Below are 20,185 nucleotides of genomic sequence, written 5' to 3' on the forward strand. Positions count from 1 at the left end.
AGCCTGAACGTTGTTTGCGCTCATTTAGCTAACGTTTTAATAAATCTATTTTTACCTTATTAAAACATTTTGTTTAAACAACACTAGGAACACATGTCGTAAATATATATTATGAACTTATTATAATGATTCAAAATAAAAAATGGACGACAAGAGATGCAGTTAGTCGAATTAACCCCTAAGGATCCTGATGTAGTTAATGTGTTTGCAGATATAGATAGACTGATAAACTCGTTATATCCGGTGGCTACAGCCCAATCTCTTAAAATAGAAGAATTAAATAAAGACAACGTTTACGCAATTGGTTTAAAAAATGAAGATGGCATTATTGCTTGTGGTGCTATTGTTAAGCAAAATGACGGTACGCTTTATGGCGAAATAAGGCGCTTGTACGTTAAACCGAGTTACCGAGGTAGAGGCTTTTCAAGACGTATCATGCAAAACTTGCTGCATTATGCCGGCGAAACAAAAATTCCACTCATTCGTTTAGAAACGGGCCCTAAGCAAACCGAATCAATTAGTTTATACGAGGATTTAGGTTTTGAGCGCTGTGCAAGCTTTGGCTCGTATAAAGATAACCCACAAAGTGTATTTATGGAGCTTGGTCTAAGCCCTGAGCCAAAATAAAATTGCTAATTTATTCCTTGCGCCTGCCCTTTAATGGGGGCGCAAAAAATACTTCACTGTTTTTCATTGCGCTGTTCGTATAAAATTCGCCACGTAAGTTTTAATCTGCATTTAGCACTTCATAAGTGAGAATTTTATCTTTTTTAAAAGTAGCCCAAAACCAATGAGCGATTTAACAGTAGTAACCCACAGCGGTAATTTCCATGCCGACGATGTGTTTAGCATTGCGGTACTTAAGCATGTATTGCCTGCCTTTAACTTAGTACGAACCCGCGATAAAGCCATAATAGAAAGTGCCGATATTGTTGTTGATGTAGGTGGCGAATACAACCCTGACAAAGGACGCTTTGATCACCACCAACGCGGCGGCGCAGGCGAGCGCGAAAATGGCACGCCATACTCGTCATTTGGCTTAATTTGGAAAAAGTATGGTTTAGCACTGTGTGATAATAACCAAGCGGTGGCTGATAGAGTAGACACTGGTTTAGTCTCTACTATTGATGCAATAGATTGTGGTTACGTTAAAGGTGTGGTTGAGGGCATAACGCTTAGCCAAACGCTTTCTATGTTTAATCCAACATGGGAAGAGGAAGGCAACTTTGATGAATGCTTTGATGAAGCCGTTGAGTTTGCAGCGCGTTTATTAACCCGTTTTATTGCCTCAGCAAAGGGAAGCATTAACGCCAAAGATATTGTTGCAAAAGCAATAGAAGAGGCAAAAGATCCCCGCGTGATTATTTTAGAAAAATACACACCATGGAAAAAAACAGTACACCATTTATCAAGCGACGCTTTATTTATGGTTTACCCTTCGCAAAACGGCCAATGGATTATTCAAACTGTACCAGTAGAGCTTGGCTCGTTTGAAGACAGAAAGTCACTGCCTAAAGCGTGGGCTGGTTTATCGGATGAAGAGTTTCAAGCTGAAACAGGCTTAGACGACGCTGTATTTTGCCACAACGGTTTATTTATAGCCGGTACTAAATCGTTCGAAAGTACAATGAAGCTGGCTGACGCGGCCTTGGCCGAGTAACTTGTTTTGCTTAAATATGGGTAAAGAGTCTTTTACCCATATTTCACATTATATTTTAGCTAAGTAACTAATTTGCAGTTACTTAGGGTTATTATGTTCTTGTTATTTAAATTACGTGAGGTTTTATGTTTGAAGTAAAAACTATCGCGCTATTTATTATTACCGCCCTTGCTGAAATTATTGGTTGTTACTTACCTTATCTTTGGCTTAAAGAAGATAAATCCATATTCCTTTTAATACCTGCAGCAGTCAGTTTAGCGCTATTCGCGTGGTTGCTAACGTTACACCCAGCAGCCGCTGGACGGGTGTATGCCGCGTATGGCGGCGTGTACATATGTGTGGCTTTACTGTGGTTATGGGCTGTTGATGGCGTAAAACTTACAATGTGGGATTTAGTGGGCGGAGCGGTTGCCTTACTGGGTATGGCTATTATTATTTTTGCGCCTAAAAGCGCCTAAAAGCGCCTAAAAGCGCCTAAAAGCGCTTAAAAAGTAAGTCATATTAAAGGTGAAAAACGCCTTACAGGCTACTGCTGTTAACGCATATATCGCTCAATTAAATTGCCAACTACTTTTTTATAAGTAAGCGTTAAAGCTGGATTGTCTATTAAACTTGTTTGTACAACATGCCCGGTATATAAGCCATAAAACTCATACGCAAAAATACTCGGCTCTTTGTCTTGGCTAAAGTAGCCTTGTGCTTGGCAGTTAACTGCAAGTTTAGTGAGGTAGTTAATCATTTTTAAGTGTTGGTCTTGCATAAACTGCCTTACCAAGCAATTGGGGCTCGCTTTAAATTCTACCGACGCTTTAATGAGCGGGCAGCTTGCCTGCTTACCAGGCGATACCGTATCTAAAAAATTGAGCCACTCAAGCCAGCGTTGCTGAAAATTATTTAAATGAATTAACGCATCTTCATCAACAGATATATCAACAACCTGTTTTCTAAACTCTTCTTCGGTGTAGGCCAAAATAGCCACTTGCATATCTTCTTTATTGGCAAAGTGTGAGATCACCCCAGTACGCGACATGTTAGTGACTGCCGCTATTTTCCCTATCGACAAGCTATATAAACCATGTGCAGCCGCATAGGCCATTCCTTTGTGCAGTATATTGCGCTTAGTGCTCTCACTTTTTTTCATTGTTAATCCATAAAGCGTGTTATTTGGTCGTACACGTATTGGCTTTTTAAAATGCGTACGTGCCCAAGCTCCTGTGTGGCCACAAGTGTTGCGGGTGTGTTCTCAGTCAATAATTTTATTGCTTCAAAGCTTGCCACTGAGTCATTTTTATCATGAATAAACAACATGTTTTCGTTTATTTTATTTTTAGAATGGTCAGGGTGAAGGTTTTGCCAGTTAATACCATATTTGTCTGACACCTTATTAAGCATGTTTTCTAGCATGAGCTCAGAAATCCCCACTTGCCTAACTTTTGCAAACATGGCTTCAAATATTTGTGCAGGGGCAGAGATAAACACAATTTTTTTATTTTCTAAATAATGAGGCGCTAAGTTTAACAAAGCAACACCGCCCATAGAGTGTGTAACGACTCTATTAATGGTAATGTTTTGCCCATTAAAGTACTCAAAAGCCGCTGTTAGACCCTGCATATACCCGTATAAGTGCGAGGTATTGCCGTGCGAATAGCCATGGCCTATGTGATCAATTGAGTAAACATTAAAGCCTTTTTCAAGTAGTTCGTCTATTAAAGCAGTAAACCGATTAGTGCTGTCGGCCCAGCCATGAGATAAAAATACCGTTTTAGTGTTTTCGGCTTGGCTAAAATAGTACAGGTTTACTGCACCAAGCTCGGTAGTAAGCTTAATATTAATTGGCTGTATACATGTTCTAAATTCGTATTGGCGTCGGCTATGCGGATTACAAAATACCTTCATGGCAAGGCGGGCACTGAGTTTAGGAAATGTTTTGGTCAGACCAAAAGTGGCAGCCTCTGTTATTTTAGAAAATTTAGGTGGCTTGTTTTGATTAAAATAAATTTGTTTCATGTTTATACCAAATAAGTACAGTTGTTCTATTTTATATTAAAAAAGTACAGCTGTACTTATTTTTTAGCTGTATTATCAGCTTGCTTTTCTAAAGGCGGTTAGCTGTAAAAAGCTAAGGTGTAGGTGTTTTTTCTCAACACTAAAAATCACTCGTTACGAGTAAAAATACTTGTTGGACTTAACAGTCTATTTTTCTTTTAATGCGCGCAGCTCGCCGAACCGGCATTCATTAAACAAAAGAGAAAGATAAATGAAAGAGACAACATCACTAGAACAAGCTCGCACGAGTTACAATGTTCGTCATTGGAGCCAAGGTTTTTTTGGTATTAATGATCAAGGTGATGTGTATGTTGCCCCAAAGGCTCACGCCCCAGAGCAAACTATTGCACTACCAGATATTGCAAAACAACTTCAAGAAAAGGGCTTGAGCTTACCGGCTTTAGTGCGCTTTCCACAAATTTTACATCATCGTGTGCACAGTTTATGTAGTGCGTTTAATACCGCGATTGAAAACTATGGTTACCCAAAAGATTACTTATTAGTTTACCCAATTAAAGTAAACCAACAGCGCGAAGTGGTTGAAGAAATAGTAGCAAGCCAAGCCGAATTAGAAAAAAAACAATTAGGCCTTGAGGCGGGCAGCAAACCAGAGCTTCTAACAGTATTGGCAATGGCAGAAAAAACCAGTGCAGTGATTGTATGTAATGGCTACAAAGACAAAGAATATGTGCGCTTAGCACTGATTGGCGAAAAGCTAGGCCACAAAGTATACATAGTGCTTGAAAAGCTTTCTGAGCTCGACATGGTACTTAGCCAAGCAAAAGCGCTAAATGTTAAACCACGCATTGGTATTCGCGTACGTTTAGCATCGCAAGGCAAAGGTAAGTGGCAAGCAAGTGGCGGCGAAAAATCTAAATTTGGTTTATCAGCGTCGCAAGTTTTGCATGTAGTCAATCGTTTAAAAGAGGCAGACCAACTTGATTTAATGCAACTTGTGCATTTTCACTTAGGCTCGCAAATGGCAAACATTCGCGATGTGCGTTTAGGGGTAAGCGAGGCTGCGCGTTTTTACTGTGAGTTACGCAAATTAGGTGCAAGCATTGAGTGCTTAGATGTTGGGGGTGGTTTAGCGATTGATTACGATGGTACGCGCAGCCAATCGCATAACTCTATGAATTACAGCTTAGCTGAATATGCAAATAACATTGTGTACACCATTGGTGATACCTGTAAGCAGTACGCGCAGCCCATGCCGACGATTATTTCTGAGTCGGGGCGTGCACTAACGGCGCATCATGCAGTGCTTATTTCTAATGTTATTGGTACTGAAAGTTACACGCCAGAGGAATTAGTAGCACCAGTGGCAGATGCACCTCTGTTATTAAAAAACATGTGGGCATCGTTTGTGCAATTAACCGGTTTAACGGATGACCGTGCACTGATTGAAATTTATCACGATAGCCAAGGTGACTTAGCAGAGGCGCATAACCAATTTGCACTGGGGCTTTTAGATTTAACGCAGCGTGCGTGGGCAGAGCAAGTTAACTTACGTATTTGTTATGAGCTTAACAAAAACATGGATAACAAAAACCGTTTTCATCGCCCAATTATTGACGAGTTAAATGCGCGTTTAGCCGATAAGTTTTTTGTAAACTTTTCGCTTTTTCAATCATTGCCTGATGCGTGGGGGATTGACCAAGTGTTTCCGGTATTGCCATTAAGTGGCTTAACCGAAGCACCAAAAAAACGTGCGGTATTACTTGATATAACCTGTGATTCAGATGGCGCACTTGAGCACTATGTTGATGGTCAAGGCATTGAAAGCACATTACCCGTGCCTGAGTACAGTGTAGATAAACCTTACTTAATGGGCTTTTTCTTAGTGGGTGCGTACCAAGAAATTTTAGGTGATATGCACAATTTATTTGGCGATACGCACAGTGCTATTATCAATATGGATGAGCAAGGTGTTGCCAGTATTAGCGAAATAAATCAAGGCGATACGGTGGCCGATATGATGCGCTATGTGCATTTAGATGTTGAGAGCTTTCAACAGTCGTACGCGCAGTTAGTGTCTGCAAAAATAGATAAAAATGAACAGCAAAGCGTTTTAGACGAGTTGCAAAACGGCCTTAATGGCTACACTTATTTAGAAGAGTTATAAGTAATGTCTAGCTTGTTTGGTCATGTTGACCACTCATTGTATTCAAACGGGATGACGTTTCTACGTCGTCCTATGGTGCAAAACATTAATGCTATTGATGCAGATGTTGTTGTATTAGGCTTACCCTTTGATTTGGCAACGTCGGGTCGCCCCGGTGCACGCTTAGGGCCCGATGCCATTCGCAGAGCCTCGGTACATTTAGCCTGGGAAGACACTAAATACCCGTGGACATTTCCTTTGTTTGAGCGGTTAAGCGTTGCCGATGCCGGAGACTTTACTTATCCGGTAGGCGATCCGGAGTATTTTACGGCACAGTTAGAAATGGCCGCAGAGCAAATGCTTCGCCAAGGTGCAACGCTGTTAGGCCTTGGGGGCGATCACTTTGTAACGCTTCCGCTATTGCGGGCACATGCAAAGATACATGGCAAAATGGCACTGGTTCATTTTGATGCGCACACCGATACATACAGCAATGGCTCACGTTTTGATCACGGAACTATGTTTTATCATGCACCTACGGAAGGGCTGATTGATGTAGAGCACAGCATACAAATTGGTATTCGCACCGACTTTGACCAATCAAAGCATGAGTTTGCAGTGATTGATGCAATGCAAGCTAACGATTTGCATGCCAATGAAATAGCAGCGCAAATACGTGAGCGAGTAGGCGACTTACCCGTTTACCTAACGTTTGATATAGATTGTTTAGACCCGGCATTTGCACCAGGTACAGGTACTCCCGTGTGCGGTGGTTTAACATCTGATAAAGTGCTTAAAATACTACGCGCACTTAAAGGTATAAATATAATCGGAATGGATGTGGTCGAAGTATCACCGTCGTACGACCAAAGTGAGCTTACTGCTATTGCTGCAGCAACCATTGCCAGTGAATTATTGCATTTGTGGACACATAAAAATAAGTATTAACGCTATAAGAGAGCACTACAAAAAAGGTATGGGCAGGCATACCTTTTTTATTTTAAAGATACCGATTATTTAGTAATTTCTTTTAACCAAATAAAACTTAATCCAATAAGCGGCAGGTTAGTAGTTACTGGGTTAAATGCTTCAATAAGTAATTGTGGCTGCATTGCTACTACAGCGAGTAAAAGGCCAATCAACGCTACGATATTTAAAATAACGATATGCTTATGTTTATAAAATACCAATAAACACAAACCAAATATAATTTCGCCAACACCCGCCGAACGTGTAATTAAGTCAGACACTTGTGCTGAAAAACCTGCACTGCCAGTCATCAATTTTTCAAGTGGTGCAATATGATACAGCTTTGGGAAAAAGCCGTGGTATATCCAACTAAGCCCCACAATATAGCGGGCAAGTTGGATATAAACCGTGTTATTTTCTGGCATTATCAATGCGCTCTTGTGCACTTGGGTGGCTTGATAGGTATTCGAGCAAATTATTCACCTTTTCAAGGTGCTCATTTTCACTTGTATGGGCACTTTGGAGTACTTGTATGGCATCGGCAAAATCATTGCTCGAATAACCCAAATGCTCAAGTTGAATGAGTGCATAGCTATCTGCCTCACGCTCCATATCACGCGAAAACCCTTGCTGTGCAAAGGTAGCACCGGTGCCAAGTGCCACTTCTGCTATGCCTTCTAAGTCGCCAAATATCACAGCAAGTACAATGGTACTGGCTGCCGATTGCGCGGTCATGCGTACACTATGCTGGTGGACTACATGACCAATTTCGTGAAGTAATACCGCTTTTAACGCGTTGGGTTTATCAGCTAATAAGTTAGCTAATTCATCAGTGACCACTATGCGCCCGTGAGGCATTGCAAATGCATTCGCTCCAAAGGCCTCTGATTTATAAAACGACAACCTATAAATAGATGGCTCAAGTGAGAGTTCATTAAGCATGGTATTAAAGTATTGTTGTACTTTAATTTGTTGCTCATTAGGCAGTTCGCTTTCATCAAGTGCTAGCTTTTCAATTATGGTAAAGCTTTGTTCACCCATCTGCTCTACAACACTACGCGGCAGAGTATCAACACTATAAACGGCAATAGTGGGCACAACTTTATAAAGCATTAGCCACATAAAAAGCGGTGTAAAAATAACAGCCGCGATAATGGCCCATTTACTTTTTTCAAGGCGCTCGAGTCTATCGAGTTTATTCGTTTTAAAAGGCCAGCGATAATTTACATCAGTAGGAATAAAGCGGCTACCATCATTAAAACACAGTTCGTCAGCAAGACCGGCAAGCCCTGGGGTGAGTGTTATATCGCTTATAGCGTAGCTTGAAATAAGCTGATCATCATGGCTAATTGCAACTAAGGAGTCGCCAATATTAGCGACTCCTTGTTGATAATTGCTTGATGCCTTGGGGAAGTAATGTCCCTGTACGTGCATAATTAGCTCTTAGGTTAGCGATAGGTCAATATCAAATACATTGGCTGCTTCTTCGGCAAATGATGACTGCTCTTGCTGTGTACTATCAACCAAGTTTAGGGCGCTTGGGTAAATACTAACGGTTGTAACCTCGGCAAGCATTCTTGATGTGCGTACTTTGGTCCACGGGTAGGCAAGCCCAAGAGTAAACGCAATGGCTAGCATATTAGTTAACAGTAATATGGCAAAAGGAATAGGCCTCAGCTCTGATTTAAAAGATGCTACGTCTTCAAATTGGCTGTTATCAAAAATATGATTACGAATAGCCGCAGCCCACACAGCGGTGACTATGGCAATCATAAATACATAAGCAATCATTAACCCACCAAACATAATGCCCATTTTGGCTGGATCTTGTGCAGCTTGTTGGTTTTCTGCATTCATTAAATCAAGGCCAAACAAGCCCAAAACAGCCATAAAAACCACCATAGTGATAGAGCTCACCACAAAACAAATAAGCGCTGTTAAGTAGTAGGTTTCACCTTTTAGGTTTACGGTTAATGGCGTATCACCGTAGCTAATATTGCTGTGTATGTAACTGTCGATACGTTTTAAAACATACGGCATTAATAAATAAAGGGTAAAAATGCTGGCGATAGGTAACAGTATAAAATTAATGAAGGCTTCGCCGTAATCGCCTTTAAATGCAAAGCGTACATTACGATGGCGGGTCATACGCATATTAAAACGCAGGCCTTGGTTAATTATCCACGGCATTAAAAAGATAAAAGCAACCGCAAAAAGTAAACCTACAAAAGGAAAAAAGCTGCTACCAAAGGAGTAAATTAAAAATACAATAACCGCTAAAATACGGCCTTTTAAAATTTGCATCGGGGTGGCTAAGTAGTCAAAGCTGTGGCCGTCAATGCGGGTGTGGCCATAAAAGTAACGCATTGTGCGCACTTTTGCCCAAGCCGAATAAATACCTAAAGTAAGCACGCTCAGTAAAATATTAACAATCCAAATACCAAAAAATTCACCGCCTTTGCCGCTAAACTGTACTTGACCGCTAAAAATAGGGGCAGCAGGCTCACTTACTGCAGGGGTGGTTTCTGGGGAAGTAGGGTGTATTGATTCCATTAAAATATTATCCATGTTGTTTTTTTGTTAATTTACCTAAATTTGGCGCAAAGCTCAATCTTTAAAAGCCTTACAGCCTGCAATGGCACTGCTTTTAATATATGTGGTGCTGCACTTTAAATCATCTCTGGTATACTAGGGAGATAATTTTATGGGGCTGTTATGATTTCAAAAAACCAACTCAAGCTTATTCGCCAACTTGGCCAGAAAAAGTACAGAAAACAATATAATCAATACCTTGTACAAGGTGAAAAAAACGTACTTGAGTTGTTAAACAGCCCATTAATGGCGGTTGATATATTTGCAACACAAGCGTTTATAAATACTCATCAAAACCACTTCCCACATGTAAATTTTACGCCAGCAGAGGAAGAGTCGCTGACTAAAGCCAGTACCTTAGTAAGTAACAACGCGGCCATTGCCGTGGTTGATATGCCAAAGGCTGATTTACCTGATAACAACGGTTTAATATTGGCGCTTGATGGAGTTTCTGACCCTGGTAATTTAGGCACTATTATTAGAGTTGCCGATTGGTATGGCATTAAACATATAGTAACAAGTACCGATAGTGCCGATGCTTACAACCCTAAAACAATTAGCGCGACTATGGGTTCATTTGTCAGAGTATCGGTAAGCCAAGTAGAGCTACCTGAATACTTACAATCATTAAATATGCCTATTTATGGGGCATTTTTAGATGGGCAAAGCGTACATACAACAGACTTTAGCGCAAAGGGTGTATTGCTTATGGGCAGTGAGTCACATGGCATACGCGAGCAGTGTGCAAAATTAGTAAGCGATAAAATAACCATACCGGCTTTTGGTGAGGCAGAGTCACTTAATGTGGCAATGGCCACAGGTATTATTTTAGATAACTTTAAACGCCAAGCTTAACTTTTTAACTGTTTATGAGTTAAATTGTTTGTAAGTAATAACAATAATAATCGGTAATAACAATAAGATGCGCTTAAGCACTATTAAATTAGCGGGCTTTAAATCGTTTGTAGAGCCCACTAAAATTCCATTTCCAGATCAAATGACGTGTGTTGTTGGGCCTAACGGCTGTGGCAAATCAAACGTGATTGACGCTGTGCGATGGGTGCTTGGTGAAAGCTCAGCTAAAAACTTACGTGGCGATGCCATGACCGATGTTATTTTTAATGGATCAACTAATCGTAAACCTATCTCGCAAGCGTCAGTAGAGCTTATTTTTGATAACACCCAAGGTGATTTTCCTAATACATTTGCCGACAGAAACCAAATAGCAATTAAGCGTTTAGTAACACGCGATGGTCAATCGTTATACTTTTTAAATGGGAGCAAATGCCGTAAGCGCGATATTACCGATATATTTTTAGGCACTGGGCTTGGTCCGCGTAGTTACGCAATTATAGAGCAAGGGATGATCTCGCGTTTAATCGAGAGCAAACCTCAAGAGCTGCGCGTATTTTTAGAAGAAGCCGCCGGTGTGTCTAAATACAAAGAGCGCCGCCGCGAAACCCAAACCCGCATTAAAAGTACCCGCGAAAACCTAGAGCGTTTGCTCGATGTGCGTAAAGAACTGCAAACTCAGCTTGATAAACTCGCTTTACAGTCAGTTGATGCGAAAAAATATCGCGATTTAAAAGCGCAAGAGCGTACCTTAAAAGGCCAAGTGGCTGTATTAAAATGGCAAAAACTGCATCAACAACAGCTTGAAAAAAGTGAGCAAATTAAAAAGCTTAATGAGCAAATCGCCTTTTTTAAAACGGCCCACTCAGGCCATGACGATGTGCTTGCAAGCCTAGAGGCTCAAGTAAATGCAGAGCAAGATGCGCTTAACGATGCGCAGCACCAACAACACGTTACCCACACAGAGTTGACTCGCGCTGAACAGCAACACATTAATATTAAACAGCAAACGCAAACACTTAAGCAAAGTATGGTTAAGCTTGAGCAGCGAAAGCTGCAAAGTGAAGCGCTAAAAACACAGCAGCAAAACGTATGCGAGCAGTTAGCTGTGAGCCACCAAGAGATAAGTGAATACGGCTTAGAGTGCAGCGAGCAAGTTGAAGAGCTTACCCTTACACTTGCAGATTTAGCGGATGAAAAAAATAAGCACACAGCCGCGTGGCAAAGCCTAAATCAACAACAGCACGCGCTTAATAATAAAGTACAGGCGCAGCAAAGTAGTGTTAAGCAAACAGAGCAATCATTAGCCCATGTAAACGCACAGCTTAGCCAGCTAAATAGCCAAATTAATGATATTAAAAGTAGCCAATTAGAGCAGCAACTAGCCGAGCAACAAAAATACAAACAAACCCTAACTCATGAGCTTGCTAGTAAGCAAACGGCGCAAACTCAGTGCAACGCAGCGCTTAAAGAGCAAACCGATTTAGTGAATGACGCTGAGCAACAGCATCAGCAAAGCGTGCAGCACGTTAATGAGCTAAAAGCGCGCATTGCTGGACTTAAAAGCAGTTTAGGGATTGAAGATGATAATAAGCAGCACACTTTATTTGATCAATTAGAAGTAAAACCAGGGTTTGAACATATAGTTGAACAGGCACTGCAAACGCTTGAGCACCTAAACGTAGCGGATGTGCAAAGCAACAATAGTGTGTGGCCTCACAAAAGTGAAATACCAGTTAATAGCGTTGCGGCGTTGATTACTGAGGGTGTTTATCCCGATTTATTGACCCGTATTGCGTACAGCGAAAACGCTGACTTAGCTGCATTAAACGATACATTTTATATTGCGGTTATGGATAAGAGCGGTGCTTTACATGCTCGAAACTGGCACCGCAGCCCAGACAAAAATGCCGAAAACTCACAACTTTTAAAACACACACAGTTAAAGCAAAAAACAGCGAGCTTAGTAGAGGCCGAAAATACACTTGCAAGAGACGTTGAGCAGCTTAATGCGCTAAAAACACAGCAGCAAAAGCTGAATGATGAATTAGCGGTTCTTAAAAACGCAATTCATCAATTAGCACAAAACATTGCCGTGGCCACTACGCGCAGCGACATGTTAAAAGAGCAAGTAGCGCAGTTTTTACAGCAACTAGAAAAGTACCAGCAACAAAAGCGTGCATTAACCACTGAGCAATCACAATTATTAAAAACACGCGATGAGCACAACACTGCGCTTGGAGTATTACATCAAAAGCAAAGTGTTTTAGCTGACGAACTGGCAAGGGCCGACGCCGCTTGCACACGCAGTAATACAGCATACAGCCAAGCTGCAGCGACACTTGAGCAATATAAAACACAAGCGCATCAAGCCACGTTAAAAGAGCAAAAAGCACACAGTGAGTGGCAGCTTAGTCAAACAAAGCTTAATCATGCTGAGCAAGCGCTCATTAGTGCGCAAGAAGAAGCGCAAGAGCTACAAGCGCAAATGGAAGCGTTACTAATACCTGAGCAAGAGCTCACTGAGCAAATAGCACAGCTTTTAATAAAACATCAGCAAGGTGAAGCGAGCTTAGATGTGTTACAAAAAAAGCTTAATGAGGCAAAGCAAACACTTATAAGCAAGCAAGCGAGTCTTAAGCACTCTCAAGGTGAGTTGGTGGCTTTGCAAGAACACCATCAAACGCTAAGCATTGAAGAGCAAAGCCTAATTATAAAAGCGCAGGCAGCACTTGAGCCGCTTGAAGAATTAAAGCAAAGTTTAAAAAGTGTTTTAGATACACTGCCTGATTCACTGAGTTTAAATGCAGCGCAAAATCAGATCAGTGGGCTTGTGCATCAACTAGATAAGCTAGGTCCGGTTAATTTAGCCGCAATAGATGAGTTTGAACAAGCTAAAGAGCGCAGTGATTACCTTAATAATCAACTTGAGGATTTAACCAAAGCGTTAAATACACTTGAAGGGGCGATACGTAAAATAGACAGCGAAACCAAAACACGCTTTAAAGCTACCTTCGATCAAGTAAACAAAGACTTTGCCGAGCTATTTCCAAAAGTATTTGGCGGTGGTAGCGCGTATTTAGAATTAACCAGTGACGATTTACTCGAAAGTGGTGTTAGTATAATGGCACAGCCGCCAGGTAAGAAAAATTCGACAATTCATCTGTTAAGTGGTGGAGAAAAAGCGCTGAGCGCATTATCATTAGTGTTTTCTATATTCAGGCTCAATCCAGCTCCATTCTGTATGCTGGATGAAGTAGATGCGCCGCTTGATGATGCTAACGTGGTACGCTTTTGCCGTTTGGTTGAAGAAATGTCACAATCGGTGCAGTTTATTTATATTAGTCATAACAAAATTGCGATGGAAATGGCAGGGCGTTTAACTGGCGTTACTATGGCAGAGCCAGGCGTATCACGCATGGTAGCAGTAGATATAGAACAAGCAGTGCAACTTGCACATACATAACAGTTTAATTTAAGCGTATTAGTGTTAATTAATACACGGGTTTAGGCATAACAAATAATAAAAGGTGAGGAGATGGCCGAAGAACTAAGATTGGTTTTAATTGTGATCAGTGTACTTGTCATAGGTGGCTTATTAGTACATGGTTTATGGTCAGTTAGAAAAAAAGACAGCCCAGAGGTAGCGCCTTCAGAGCGGGTTGAGCCAATGCAAGATACACCTTCGCATACACCTGTTGAACCTAAAGAGCCGGTTGTTGCCCAGCGAGATGAGCCGCAATTTGGCGAGCTAAACTTTGATGCAAACGAGCCGCAAATAGATACTAGTGTGGCGCAAACACCCATTGAAGATGACCTGCAAGTAGTCCAAGAGCCAGAGCTAGAACCAGAGCCAGAGAGCGAAAAAGAAGCGCCAGCAGATGTGTCTGACTTTGTTATTGTGCATATTCAAATGCCTGAGGGGCTAAGCATGCAAGGCAGTAAGTTATTGCCTGCAGTAAATACCTTAGGATTTAAATATTCAGAAGAAGGCTTTTTTAATCGCCACATAGACCCAGCAGGGCAAGGTCCAGTGTTATTTAGATTAGTAAATATGTATAACCCAGGTACGTTTGACATTGATAATATGGAACAATTTAGCACCGCAGGGGTTAGCTTATTTATGACTTTACCTTGTGAAAGCGATGGGCTTGCAGCGTTTAATATGTTACATAGCGCAGCTAAGAAAATTGCCGATGAATTTGGTGCACAAATTTTAGATGCCGAGCGTGAAGAAATGACCGTTGAGCGCGTTCGTCAATATGTTGAGCAGGTTCGTGCATTTTCTGCGTAATTTATACGCGTACATTATTTTTATTAAGCCACTTACCTAAAAGTGGCTTTTTTTATGTTTTTTGAGGTTTAAATGTCTAGCAGCATTAGTGAGCAAATTAATCATCTTCGTAGTACGTTAGAGCAACACAACTACAATTATTATGTCCTTGATACACCCAGTATTCCTGATGCAGAATACGATAGACTATTGCGCGAGTTAAGTGCCCTTGAAAGAGAAAATCCAGAATTTTTAACGCCTGATTCGCCTACTCAAAAGGTAGGAGGCGCAGCGCTGAGTAAATTTGAACAAGTAGCTCACCAAGTGCCCATGCTATCGCTTGATAACGCCTTTAGTGAAGAAGAATTTAGCGCTTTTAACCGCCGTATTAAAGAGCGTTTAATGAGCCAAGATGAGCTCACTTTTTGTTGTGAGCCTAAATTAGATGGCTTGGCTGTGTCGATTATTTACCGTGATGGTGTGCTTGTTCAGGCAGCAACGCGTGGCGATGGATTTACCGGCGAGAATATTACACAAAATGTAAAAACAATCCGAAATGTGCCTCTTAAGCTGCGTGGCGATTACCCTGCAGAGCTTGAAGTACGTGGCGAAGTATTTATGGATAGCGCTGGGTTTGAAAAACTAAACAGCGAAGCCGAAAAACGTGGCGAAAAAGTATTTGTTAACCCGCGAAATGCAGCCGCAGGTAGCCTACGCCAGCTTGATTCAAAAATTACTGCTAAACGCCCGCTAATGTTTTATGCATACAGCACCGGGCTGGTGGCTGAGGGTACAATCCCTGAGGATCACTACCAACAATTGGCAAAATTAACTGATTGGGGTTTACCGCTGTGTCCAGAAACAAAGTTAGTAGAAGGCACACAAGCGGCTTTAGATTACTACAGCGATATCTTAACGCGCAGAAGCGAGCTGAAATATGAAATTGATGGTGTAGTAATAAAAATAAATCAAAAAGCCTTACAAGAGCGTTTAGGGTTTGTTGCACGTGCACCGCGCTGGGCCATTGCTTATAAGTTTCCTGCGCAAGAAGAAATAACCCAGTTACTTGATGTTGAGTTTCAGGTTGGCCGCACAGGTGCTATAACACCCGTAGCGCGTTTAGAGCCTGTATTTGTAGGCGGTGTTACGGTATCAAATGCAACGCTTCACAACGGCGATGAAATAGCCCGCTTAGGTGTAAAGGTAGGCGATACAGTAATTATACGCCGCGCTGGCGATGTTATTCCGCAAATTACACAAGTAGTGCTAGAGCGCCGTCCAGATGATGCACGCGACATTGTATTTCCTGCCAGTTGCCCTATTTGTGACTCACACGTTGAAAAAGTAGAAGGCGAGGCCGTGGCTCGTTGTACCGGTGGCTTAGTGTGCCAAGCTCAGCGTAAACAAGCGATAAAGCATTTTGCATCACGCAAAGCGCTTGATATAGATGGCTTAGGCGACAAAATAGTTGATCAGCTGGTTGATAGAGAGCTGGTAAAAACCCCCGCAGATTTATTTATATTAAAACAAGGTCACTTTGAGTCACTTGAGCGTATGGGCCCTAAGTCGGCTAAAAACTTAGTGGATGCGCTTGAAGTTGCAAAAACAACGACGCTTGCAAAGTTTTTGTATTCGCTGGGTATTCGTGAGGTTGGCGAGGCCACAGCGCAAAACTTAGCAAATCATTTTTTAACACTTGAAAAGGTAACCCACGCCAGTGTTGAAAGCCTTACGCAAGTGAGCGATGTAGGCGTTATTGTAGCAACGCATGTTCGTGGCTTTTTTGATGAGCAACATAATGTAGATGTGGTTAATGCTTTAATCGAACAAGGCATTAATTGGCCAGCGCTAACGCCGCCTTCAGAGGATGAACAACCTTTAGCTGGGCTAACCTATGTATTAACAGGCACGCTTAATACTTTAAACCGAAACGATGCTAAAGCACGCTTACAACAGTTAGGTGCAAAAGTAGCCGGTAGTGTGTCGGCTAAAACAGATGCATTGGTGGCGGGCGAAAAAGCCGGCTCTAAATTAACTAAAGCACAAGATTTAGGCATAGACATACTTAGCGAAGATGACTTAATTGCACTGTTTGATAAGTACAATGCTTAGGGTAATAAAATGAGCCGATATGGACCCGAGTATTGGGATAAATACGGTAGCTACCGTACGCCAATTGCATTTCACCTAAGTTTATTGGTGTTACTACGGGCGTATTTTATTTGGGTTATAGCGGCGCTGAGTCGCCGCCCTGAGCTTGATTTAATGTCGTTATTTTTTAAATCTAAAAACGATTTTTTTATCGCAATTTCAATTGGTGCTATTGCGATTATGCCCACTTTTTTATTTTGCTTAAGACGTCCGCGGGACTCGCACCAACAAAGCGCGCGTTTAGCGATGGCATGGCGTTACATGCGCTGGCCGTTACTTGTGTGCGCAATAACCGACTTAAGCTGGTTAACAATACAAGCAGCACATAGTCATTACCGGTTTTCACTGTTTTTAGCTGTGCAAATGGTAATTGTGTTTTGGGTAATGTGGTACTTGGCAAAGAGTCGTTATTTAAAGGTGTTTTTTAACGATTGGCCAGAGCCTACCGAAAAAGCAGATGATAAAAACGCTAAATAAAAGGGAGCCAAATGGATAACATTAATAAAAAAATTGCCCTTGTAGTGCTTGGTATTGGCATTATTTTAGGTGCTTTGGTGCTGTTTACATCGTTAACTGATCATATTTGGTTTTCTGCCGTAATAGGGTTATGGTTATTTGTGTTTTATTCGTGTTGTTACAGGCTGACACCCGCCTTTAAAAAGCGCAATACGCTTGATAATTTTATTCAGCGCGATGCACAGCACTTAATGTTATTTAGTTTGGCAGGTTTTTTTGATAAAAAATTTGGCCCGCAATGGCTTGTTATTGGCAATATTGAACATATAGAAAGTAAGAACGATGAGCTTATTATTCATAGCAATAACGAGCGACAATTTAGTGTAAGTTTACCCGCACAAAAAAATGACATAGACGCCTATATGAAGCGCATACTTTCAGATCATGAAAAGCAAACTATTCGCTTTAGTTAGGGTCTGTTGAACTTTGTGGATTAAAGTTTGTTCAAACTAGGGGCTATTTAATCGCGGCGCGAGGTTTGTAACCTAGTGGGCTAAGTAAAAGCTGAGCAACAAAGAGTAAATAGCCCCTAGGAAGAACCCATTGGGCAGCGCCTGTTTGGCATTAATGCTACGTTATCGCCCAATTATGGGGAATAACTACACTGCATAGGCTCTGCCTTGCCTAAATACCAAACAGACTGCTGCAAATTTAACCTTAAAAGAACAACAGGCCCTAATCACTTATTAATACCGAAGGAGGCTATTATGCTTACTTGGAATGATGTTATAAATTTTGCCAATAATGGCAACCCTACGCCACGCGAAAAGGTTGTAAAAACAGACGCGCAATGGCAGGCAATGCTAAGTGATGAGCAATATTATGTGACACGTAAAAAGGGCACAGAACGCCCACATAGCTCTCAAAGTTGTACATTATTGGAACCAGGTAAATATGCATGTGTTTGCTGCGATAATTTACTTTTTGATGCCGATGAAAAGTTTGATAGCGGCACAGGTTGGCCATCATTTACGCAGCCTGCAACTGTCGATGCAATTGGTTATGTGAGCGATTTAAGCCATGGTATGCAGCGCGTTGAAGTGGTGTGTAATGTGTGTGATGCACACTTAGGTCATATTTTTCCTGATGGCCCAGCACCGTCGGGTTTGCGCTACTGTGTAAATGCCGCTGCAATGAAAAAGCTCTAGGGTTTTATTTACTTAAGTTTTGTATATCGAGTTTCATTTCTTTTGCCATATGCAGAATTTTATCTAATCGCTGTGACTGATCTGGTTGCAAGCTAGCATTACCCAAAAGGGCGTAACACTTTTTGGCAAGAACTAAGTTAAAAGTGCCGCCTTTTTGTTTTGTTGAATCAAATAAACACTGTAATAAATTAAGAGCAATGCTTGGGTTGCGCGGCATTACTCTAAATGCTTGCGTAAACGCCTCTAACGCTGTATTTAATTGCCCTTTATTAAACTGCGTTACTGCATGGTTGTTAAGCTCTTTCGGACCCATTTTAATATCGCGACGCTCACTTTGCTGCTGTTGAATGTAACGCAAGTAAGTCATATCACTCATATTGGGGTGGCGTTCACAGTGGCTAATTATTTGGCTGAATAAGGCTTGTGCTTTTTGGTGAAAACCCAGTTCGTGAAACGCTTTTGCTTTATCAAGCGCCCCATCTACAGAGCGTATTAACGTATCGTCATCATCGAGCTGCTCAATAAGACGCTTTGCTTTTTGGTGCTCGTCTTTTAAATAGTGCAAACGGGCATTGAGTACATCAATTTGAGATTGATTTGCGTTATTAGGAAACTGCTTTTTTAAATCATTGATATATTTATTAGTTTGGCGCGAAATACGTTGTATTTGATCTGTTTGATCGGTTGTTAGCGCAAAGTCTATACCGGCACGGGCAGCATTGAGATAAATATCGGGGCTGTCGTGAATAGAATGACGCGCGTAGCTGGCTATGTCTTTTTGGGTTAAATAGTTTTTTTCGTAATCATGGTTTACTAACGAAACATTGCTTAACGATTTTTGTCTTTGAATATTACGGGGTGCAATATCCACAGCTTGGCTTAAAAAATCTTGCGCTAGCTCAAATTGGTTTAATTTTATTTCTAACCGGCCAAGTAAATCTAAAGCAACTAAACGTGTCTCATGACGTTCAAGCATGGTTTTTAACATACGTTGAGCCAGTATATGCTCATTGTTAGCAATCAACGCTTCTACTAAACCCACTTTGGCCCAGGCAAATTTTTGTATATCTAACACCGAGGTAAAAAAGTCTTTAGCTTCTTCACTGCGGTTTAACCTAAGCAACGCATCACCTTTTAAGCGCAGTAGAATAGGACTATATATATTGTTTTTTTTATTTAAAGCGGCATCGATTACTTTGATAGCTTTAGAGTCGTTGCCATCATCTATTAAAGTATAAATACTCTGTAGCTCATTTTTACGTTTTAAAATACGCTCAATCCGCGTTTTTAACTCTTGTACTGTAAATGGCTTTACTAAGAAATCGTCGGGTTGAAGCTCTAAAACGCTATGTACTAGCGCACCGCTGGTTTCTGCAGAAATAAAAATAAACGCGGTGGAGTTTTTTATCAGTTGTTTAACTCTGAGTTCTTCGTAGAGTTGGTAGCCGTCTTGGTGTTTGCTTAAATTAAACGAACATACAATTAAATCAAATTGCTCCGCCAAACATTGCTCTTTTGCTGCAATTGCATGATCGGCAAAGTACAACTGCTGAAAGCCAAGCCTTTCTAGCGACTGTTTCATATAGCTTTGAGCGAGAGGCTGCTCTTCCACTATCAGTATTTTGGCTTTGGCGTAGATCTTAGTTGGCATTGGCTTGAATGTTGTTTGATTTATCACAGACTATAATCAACAGTTTAGCTGCTTACAAGGGAATTTAACTATTAGCCGAGGTTATTAGAAGATTAAATTATTTCAATACCTTTAGCTGGCTTAATATCACCTGGCTTGAACCAGTGACCCTCGCCATTGTTTGTAAAGGGGGTGATGCTCTTTTGCTTACAGCTGGGTTAACTACCTAAATAGGGGGTTTTAT

Annotated in this window: 18 protein-coding genes; 12 read left to right on the forward strand and 6 right to left on the reverse strand. The window is 41.2% G+C overall.

The genetic code is table 11. The annotated features are described in order from the left end of the window. Window positions 1-156: 156 nt before the first annotated feature. The 3 genes from AN391_RS16895 (at window position 157) to AN391_RS16905 (ending at window position 2,118) form a co-directional block, all read left to right on the forward strand. Window positions 157-627 carry a GNAT family N-acetyltransferase gene (locus AN391_RS16895; RefSeq protein ID WP_055016482.1) on the forward strand — a complete coding sequence of 157 codons (471 nt, stop codon included), beginning with the start codon at window positions 157-159 and terminating at the stop codon, window positions 625-627. A 163-nt stretch (window positions 628-790) separates the two neighbouring features. Continuing rightward, complete coding sequence (locus tag AN391_RS16900) at window positions 791-1,660, forward strand: MYG1 family protein (protein ID WP_055016483.1); 870 nt, start codon at window positions 791-793, stop codon at window positions 1,658-1,660. A gap of 125 nt (window positions 1,661-1,785) precedes the next feature. Continuing rightward, complete coding sequence (locus AN391_RS16905; RefSeq protein ID WP_055016484.1) at window positions 1,786-2,118, forward strand: YnfA family protein; 333 nt, start codon at window positions 1,786-1,788, stop codon at window positions 2,116-2,118. Window positions 2,119-2,195: 77 nt separating this feature from the next. Here the strand turns inward: AN391_RS16905 and AN391_RS16910 are convergent, their stop codons facing one another. Together AN391_RS16910 and AN391_RS16915 are read right to left on the reverse strand one after the other, a co-directional pair. Then, window positions 2,196-2,801, reverse strand: coding sequence for a TetR/AcrR family transcriptional regulator (locus AN391_RS16910; protein WP_055016485.1), 606 nt, complete (start codon window positions 2,799-2,801; stop codon window positions 2,196-2,198). Between the two features lie 2 nt (window positions 2,802-2,803). Continuing rightward, window positions 2,804-3,667 (reverse strand): alpha/beta hydrolase, encoded by an 864-nt coding sequence (locus AN391_RS16915; protein WP_055016486.1) that lies wholly within the window; start codon window positions 3,665-3,667, stop codon window positions 2,804-2,806. Between the two features lie 250 nt (window positions 3,668-3,917). Here AN391_RS16915 and speA point away from each other — a divergent pair, with 250 nt between their 5' ends. Both speA and speB read left to right on the forward strand, forming a co-directional pair. Then, window positions 3,918-5,831 (forward strand): biosynthetic arginine decarboxylase, encoded by a 1,914-nt coding sequence (speA, locus tag AN391_RS16920; RefSeq protein WP_055016487.1) that lies wholly within the window; start codon window positions 3,918-3,920, stop codon window positions 5,829-5,831. 3 nt (window positions 5,832-5,834) lie between these two features. Next, a complete protein-coding gene (gene speB / locus AN391_RS16925) occupies window positions 5,835-6,758 on the forward strand; it encodes an agmatinase (protein ID WP_055016488.1) in 924 nt (307 codons plus the stop codon). A gap of 65 nt (window positions 6,759-6,823) precedes the next feature. On the opposite strand, the gene AN391_RS16930 is transcribed toward speB, so the two are convergent. Genes AN391_RS16930 through AN391_RS16940 form a run of 3 tightly spaced genes read right to left on the reverse strand, consistent with a single transcriptional unit; the run spans window position 6,824 to window position 9,332 of the window. Beyond that, the gene (locus tag AN391_RS16930; RefSeq protein ID WP_146258093.1) at window positions 6,824-7,204 is read right to left on the reverse strand and encodes a DoxX-like family protein; all 381 of its coding nucleotides are present in this window, start codon (window positions 7,202-7,204) and stop codon (window positions 6,824-6,826) included. Next, window positions 7,191-8,213 carry a M48 family metallopeptidase gene (locus AN391_RS16935; protein WP_055016489.1) on the reverse strand — a complete coding sequence of 341 codons (1,023 nt, stop codon included), beginning with the start codon at window positions 8,211-8,213 and terminating at the stop codon, window positions 7,191-7,193. Before AN391_RS16935 ends, AN391_RS16930 begins: the two co-directional genes overlap by 14 nt. A gap of 9 nt (window positions 8,214-8,222) precedes the next feature. Next, window positions 8,223-9,332 carry a YjgN family protein gene (locus AN391_RS16940; RefSeq protein WP_055016500.1) on the reverse strand — a complete coding sequence of 370 codons (1,110 nt, stop codon included), beginning with the start codon at window positions 9,330-9,332 and terminating at the stop codon, window positions 8,223-8,225. Window positions 9,333-9,494: 162 nt separating this feature from the next. On the opposite strand from AN391_RS16940, the gene AN391_RS16945 reads away from it, so the two are divergent. From AN391_RS16945 to msrB, 7 genes are all read left to right on the forward strand, one after another. After that, window positions 9,495-10,226 (forward strand): RNA methyltransferase, encoded by a 732-nt coding sequence (locus AN391_RS16945; protein ID WP_055016490.1) that lies wholly within the window; start codon window positions 9,495-9,497, stop codon window positions 10,224-10,226. A gap of 67 nt (window positions 10,227-10,293) precedes the next feature. Next, a complete protein-coding gene (locus tag AN391_RS16950) occupies window positions 10,294-13,689 on the forward strand; it encodes an AAA family ATPase (protein WP_055016491.1) in 3,396 nt (1,131 codons plus the stop codon). Between the two features lie 72 nt (window positions 13,690-13,761). After that, on the forward strand, window positions 13,762-14,517 hold the full coding sequence (gene zipA, locus AN391_RS16955; protein WP_055016492.1) for a cell division protein ZipA: 756 nt from the start codon (window positions 13,762-13,764) through the stop codon (window positions 14,515-14,517). A gap of 72 nt (window positions 14,518-14,589) precedes the next feature. Further along, window positions 14,590-16,608: an NAD-dependent DNA ligase LigA gene (ligA, locus tag AN391_RS16960; RefSeq protein WP_055016493.1), complete on the forward strand. Its 2,019-nt coding sequence runs from the start codon at window positions 14,590-14,592 to the stop codon at window positions 16,606-16,608. Between the two features lie 9 nt (window positions 16,609-16,617). Further along, window positions 16,618-17,124, forward strand: coding sequence for a DUF2919 domain-containing protein (locus tag AN391_RS16965; RefSeq protein WP_055016494.1), 507 nt, complete (start codon window positions 16,618-16,620; stop codon window positions 17,122-17,124). An 11-nt stretch (window positions 17,125-17,135) separates the two neighbouring features. Beyond that, entirely contained in the window at window positions 17,136-17,576 is a 441-nt protein-coding gene (locus tag AN391_RS16970) for a hypothetical protein (RefSeq protein ID WP_055016495.1), read from the forward strand. A gap of 294 nt (window positions 17,577-17,870) precedes the next feature. Beyond that, window positions 17,871-18,311 carry a peptide-methionine (R)-S-oxide reductase MsrB gene (gene msrB, locus AN391_RS16975; RefSeq protein ID WP_055016496.1) on the forward strand — a complete coding sequence of 147 codons (441 nt, stop codon included), beginning with the start codon at window positions 17,871-17,873 and terminating at the stop codon, window positions 18,309-18,311. A 4-nt stretch (window positions 18,312-18,315) separates the two neighbouring features. Here the strand turns inward: msrB and AN391_RS16980 are convergent, their stop codons facing one another. Next, window positions 18,316-19,962: a tetratricopeptide repeat-containing response regulator gene (locus AN391_RS16980; RefSeq protein WP_055016497.1), complete on the reverse strand. Its 1,647-nt coding sequence runs from the start codon at window positions 19,960-19,962 to the stop codon at window positions 18,316-18,318. Window positions 19,963-20,185 lie beyond the last annotated feature (223 nt).

It is taken from the genome of Pseudoalteromonas sp. P1-13-1a (assembly GCF_001401875.1).
In the GTDB taxonomy this organism is placed as follows: domain Bacteria; phylum Pseudomonadota; class Gammaproteobacteria; order Enterobacterales; family Alteromonadaceae; genus Pseudoalteromonas.

Coding starts and splice junctions, on each gene's coding strand:
- AN391_RS16940 (WP_055016500.1), bottom strand. CDS start 9,332: ATGGAATCAATACACCCTACTTCCCCAGAAACCACCCCTGCAGTAAGT.
- AN391_RS16915 (WP_055016486.1), bottom strand. CDS start 3,667: ATGAAACAAATTTATTTTAATCAAAACAAGCCACCTAAATTTTCTAAA.
- AN391_RS16980 (WP_055016497.1), bottom strand. CDS start 19,962: ATGCCAACTAAGATCTACGCCAAAGCCAAAATACTGATAGTGGAAGAG.
- AN391_RS16910 (WP_055016485.1), bottom strand. CDS start 2,801: ATGAAAAAAAGTGAGAGCACTAAGCGCAATATACTGCACAAAGGAATG.
- AN391_RS16900 (WP_055016483.1), top strand. CDS start 791: ATGAGCGATTTAACAGTAGTAACCCACAGCGGTAATTTCCATGCCGAC.
- msrB (WP_055016496.1), top strand. CDS start 17,871: ATGCTTACTTGGAATGATGTTATAAATTTTGCCAATAATGGCAACCCT.
- AN391_RS16935 (WP_055016489.1), bottom strand. CDS start 8,213: ATGCACGTACAGGGACATTACTTCCCCAAGGCATCAAGCAATTATCAA.
- AN391_RS16965 (WP_055016494.1), top strand. CDS start 16,618: ATGAGCCGATATGGACCCGAGTATTGGGATAAATACGGTAGCTACCGT.
- speB (WP_055016488.1), top strand. CDS start 5,835: ATGTCTAGCTTGTTTGGTCATGTTGACCACTCATTGTATTCAAACGGG.
- speA (WP_055016487.1), top strand. CDS start 3,918: ATGAAAGAGACAACATCACTAGAACAAGCTCGCACGAGTTACAATGTT.
- AN391_RS16895 (WP_055016482.1), top strand. CDS start 157: ATGCAGTTAGTCGAATTAACCCCTAAGGATCCTGATGTAGTTAATGTG.
- AN391_RS16930 (WP_146258093.1), bottom strand. CDS start 7,204: ATGCCAGAAAATAACACGGTTTATATCCAACTTGCCCGCTATATTGTG.
- ligA (WP_055016493.1), top strand. CDS start 14,590: ATGTCTAGCAGCATTAGTGAGCAAATTAATCATCTTCGTAGTACGTTA.
- AN391_RS16945 (WP_055016490.1), top strand. CDS start 9,495: ATGATTTCAAAAAACCAACTCAAGCTTATTCGCCAACTTGGCCAGAAA.
- AN391_RS16905 (WP_055016484.1), top strand. CDS start 1,786: ATGTTTGAAGTAAAAACTATCGCGCTATTTATTATTACCGCCCTTGCT.
- zipA (WP_055016492.1), top strand. CDS start 13,762: ATGGCCGAAGAACTAAGATTGGTTTTAATTGTGATCAGTGTACTTGTC.
- AN391_RS16970 (WP_055016495.1), top strand. CDS start 17,136: ATGGATAACATTAATAAAAAAATTGCCCTTGTAGTGCTTGGTATTGGC.
- AN391_RS16950 (WP_055016491.1), top strand. CDS start 10,294: ATGCGCTTAAGCACTATTAAATTAGCGGGCTTTAAATCGTTTGTAGAG.